Consider the following 2,118-nt stretch of genomic DNA (forward strand, 5'->3'; position numbering starts at 1 on the left):
CCTCACCGAACCCGACCCGGAACCTGCGCTGCATCGCCATCTCGAACTCCTCCTCTCCTTCACTCCTCTTTAGGAGTGATGGGATCAGTCAAGCATCAACCGAGTCGTTGTTGTCAAGTCCTCTTTAGGACTAATCTCGGATTGATCGAGGAACAACTGAGGGACGACAGATGAATGAGACCGGGGCGAGACTGCCCAAGTACCACCGGATCGCCGACGCGCTGCGCGAACAGATCCGCACTGGCCGGCTGGCCCCCGGTGATCGCCTGCCGGCCGAGACCGCCATCGCGGCCACCCATCACACCAGCGTCCCGACCGTCCGGCAAGCGATGAGCGTGCTGCGCGCTGAGGGCCTGATCGAGTCTCGCCACGGCATCGGCACCTTCGTTCGGGCCACTCACCGGCTGCAGCGCCGCTCCCGGAATCGGTACGGCGAGGCCCGAGGCCGCGATGGCCTGTTGACCAACACCCTGCGTCACGAGATCGCCTCTGTCGGAATCGAGCCCGCACCCGAGCAGATCGCAGACTGCCTCAATGTCGAGGCCGGCACCGAGGTCGTCGCGCGGCACCGAAGGCTCTACGACGAAGAAGACCGGCTCACCGAGATCGGGGCCAGCTACCTGCCGAAGGACATCGCGGCCGGGACCTACTTGGAAGAGCCGACCGTCGTCCCCAAGGCGCTGTTCCGGTGCGTGGAGGACCTCACCGGACGGCGCTATACCGATGCCCGTGACCAGGTCACGGCGCGACGTGCCACCGACGCCGAAGCAGATAGATTCGGCCTCCCCCTCGGCGCCTACGTCCTGCACCTCATCCACACAGCCACCGATGAGAACGGCGACGTGCTCGAAGTGTCTGAGTCGATCTGGCCGGCGGACAACGTCATCTTTGTCGATCACTACCCCATACCGGCTGGGCCCACCGGGGAGACGGGTTCCGAGATATGAGCGACCAGGCGACCGATCCCTACGCCGACCACACCGAGATGGCCAACCATTGGTGGTGGCGACCCGGCTGGAAAGTCGGCACCCGGTTCTACGCCTGGCACATCACCCTCGATGGGCAGGACGACCTGCACAGGCTCATCGACCAATACCAAGACGCCCTCAAGCCGTTTCCCACACTCGACCTCATCCCGCGGAGGTGGCGACACATCACCCTGCAGGGCTTGGGCCACTCTGAGGATGTCACCGCTCAACAGCGCGACGAGGCCGTACATGCCGTCGCCGAGCGCCTCGCCAAACTCGAGCCCATCGACTCGGCCTTCCAGCGCGCTGTGATCTTCCGCGAAGCCATCGCGCTACCACCAAGCAACCCCGATGCATACGCAAACCTTCGCAGCGAGATTCGAGCTGGCATCGCTGATGCCTGGGGATGGTGCCCCGAAAACGCCGACGGGTTCCGTGCGCATGCCTCCGCGGCCTACAGCAACGGACAGCGGCCCACGCGTGAGATCAGGGAGGCTCTCGATACCGCCGAACCGCGAGACGGATCACTCGTAAGGGTGACCAGCGTGTCACTCATCCGCATGCATCGAGACCGGGCCATGTACGAGTGGCAGACCGAGGTCGACGTCCCCCTCCAGAACCCCGAGCATTAGCCCCGTACTCAGATCCGAGGGCTAGTCGAACCCCCCGGGGGCGAGGCGACGTCTTGGCGTGCTTGTTCTGAAACCGGCATGGTTGGAAACGAAAAATTGGTGCCGCAGCGGTCTGCATCTAGGAGGTCACCGAGGCCGAGCAGGCGCATACGAAGCCACCGGGTCAGAGGCGTCCATCTCTAAGGCCCTGTACCGGCGAACCAGGGGCCACTGCGGTCGATGCGCCACTCGTAGCGCGGCGAAGCAGTTCCTCTGCCCATTCCCACGCCAGGCTCTCGTTCCGCCGGTAGAACACCTTTGGTCCCACTTTGGGCAGTCGAGAGATGAGTCCAGAACGCTCGAGGTCCCGAAGTGGATCCTGAATGCTGCTTTGCGCCTTGAAGCCAAGGGCCTCGGCTAGCTCCCCAGCGCTAACGATTCCATCGCTTCGGCCGACGCCGAGCATCACGGCCAAGCGATGAGTTTGGCCGAACACCATCTTGGAGTAGGCCTGGACCCGCTCGTCGGTTGCGACAGAC

Annotated in this window: 3 protein-coding genes; 2 read left to right on the top strand and 1 reads right to left on the bottom strand. The window is 64.1% G+C overall.

Annotation, left to right across the window (positions count from 1 at the left end; all coding sequences use genetic code 11):
* Positions 1–170 precede the first annotated feature (170 nt).
* Positions 171–947: a GntR family transcriptional regulator gene (locus N864_RS21775; protein WP_051518923.1), complete on the top strand. Its 777-nt coding sequence runs from the start codon at positions 171–173 to the stop codon at positions 945–947.
* Positions 944–1,600 (top strand): 2'-5' RNA ligase family protein, encoded by a 657-nt coding sequence (locus N864_RS21780; RefSeq protein ID WP_051518924.1) that lies wholly within the window; start codon positions 944–946, stop codon positions 1,598–1,600. Before N864_RS21775 ends, N864_RS21780 begins: the two co-directional genes overlap by 4 nt.
* A gap of 163 nt (positions 1,601–1,763) precedes the next feature.
* On the opposite strand, the gene N864_RS25760 is transcribed toward N864_RS21780, so the two are convergent.
* Positions 1,764–2,118: helix-turn-helix domain-containing protein (locus N864_RS25760; protein ID WP_081794119.1), on the bottom strand; the 355-nt coding region annotated here is incomplete at its 5' end.

It is taken from the genome of Intrasporangium chromatireducens Q5-1 (assembly GCF_000576575.1).
Classification (GTDB): Bacteria; Actinomycetota; Actinomycetes; order Actinomycetales; family Dermatophilaceae; genus Intrasporangium_A; species Intrasporangium_A chromatireducens.

Bases quoted from the DNA above. Each gene is read 5' to 3' on its own strand.
- N864_RS21775 (WP_051518923.1), top strand. From the start codon at position 171: ATGAATGAGACCGGGGCGAGACTGCCCAAGTACCACCGGATCGCCGAC.
- N864_RS21780 (WP_051518924.1), top strand. From the start codon at position 944: ATGAGCGACCAGGCGACCGATCCCTACGCCGACCACACCGAGATGGCC.